1 protein-coding gene is annotated in these 593 nt (G+C 30.4%); it reads left to right on the top strand.

Translation table 11 applies throughout. The features are described from left to right. Positions 1 to 593 (top strand): PoNe immunity protein domain-containing protein (locus tag NL42_RS17790; protein WP_461313765.1); only part of this gene is annotated, 593 nt, incomplete at both ends.

The raw sequence follows: 593 nt of genomic DNA, 5'->3' as shown, positions 1-593 counted from the left end.
TGGATAGATTCTTATTCTATAGCTGCAAGATATCAATTTGATCTATTTATACTAGACTATACTGCTGGAAGATCTATTGATCACTTACGTGTAGATTTTGAGAGTGTCATAAATTTATTTAATATTTTGTCTGAAAAGCAAAGAACTTATTATAAAGATCCAAATTTTAGTGTCTTTGATTTAGAGTTACTTGATGATTACTGCTTATATATTTGGTTAATTAGCCTTTGTTATTTATTAAAAAGAAATGACTTATTAATGAGTGTTGCCAAATTAGTAGATGGAGAGAATCAAGAAAATGGAGGTAAAGACTGGATCGTTGAAGAATTTTTAGCTTTTTCTGATGATAATCGTTTTGACTGTTCTGATGTTCTTTTTCCCCAGCCTTACTTTGAGCTTTCAAATGCCTTTGTAAGCCAAGATAATAAGGTTTCTCTGAAGCATTTACATAAATTTTTAAAGAAATGGTATAAAGATTTAGCAGGTGCACCTTGGCATGATACCCATAAAACTGATGGTGGATATTATGGGTATTGGTCTTTTGAAGCTGCTTGTTCCGTTATTTTATTGGAAATAAATGATGACAAAGAATT

This window comes from Acinetobacter sp. GN11 (assembly GCF_054823985.1).
Note: the sequence above shows the minus strand (reverse complement) of the source record. Positions and strands in the feature narration are given on the sequence as shown.